At 61.5% G+C, this 421-nt stretch carries 1 protein-coding gene; it reads left to right on the forward strand.

The window, feature by feature from the left end; all coding sequences use genetic code 11:
* Positions 1-421, forward strand: a 421-nt coding sequence (locus tag FZ029_RS33785) for a tetratricopeptide repeat protein (protein WP_247892570.1), incomplete at both ends; no start/stop codon positions are given.

The raw sequence follows: 421 nt of genomic DNA on the forward strand, positions 1-421 counted from the left end.
TCACCAGAGCCTCGGCGTCAGCCTGCATGAGATCGGCAACTGTCTGTTCAACCAAGGCCGCTTCGCCAAAGCGCAGCCCTGGTTCGAGAAGGCGGTCGACGCCAAGCAGAAGGGTGACATCCACCAACGCATCAATCACCGGAGCCTCGGCGTCAGCCTGCATCAGATCGGCAACTGTCTGTTCAACCAAGGCAGCTTCGCCGACGCGCAGCCCTGGTTCGTGAAGGCGGTCGACGCCAAACAAAAGGGTGACATCCACGGACGCATCAATCACCAGGATCTCGGCGTCAGCCTGCATCAGATCGGCAACTGCCTGTATCGCCAAGGCAGCTTCGCCGACGCGCAGCCCTGGTTCGTGAAGGCGGTCGACGCCGAGCAGAAGGGTGACATCCACGGACGCATCAATCACCAGGACCTCGGC

Origin of the sequence: Azospirillum sp. Sh1 (assembly GCF_008365135.1) — a bacterium.
GTDB classification, from domain to species: domain Bacteria; phylum Pseudomonadota; class Alphaproteobacteria; order Azospirillales; family Azospirillaceae; genus Azospirillum; species Azospirillum oryzae.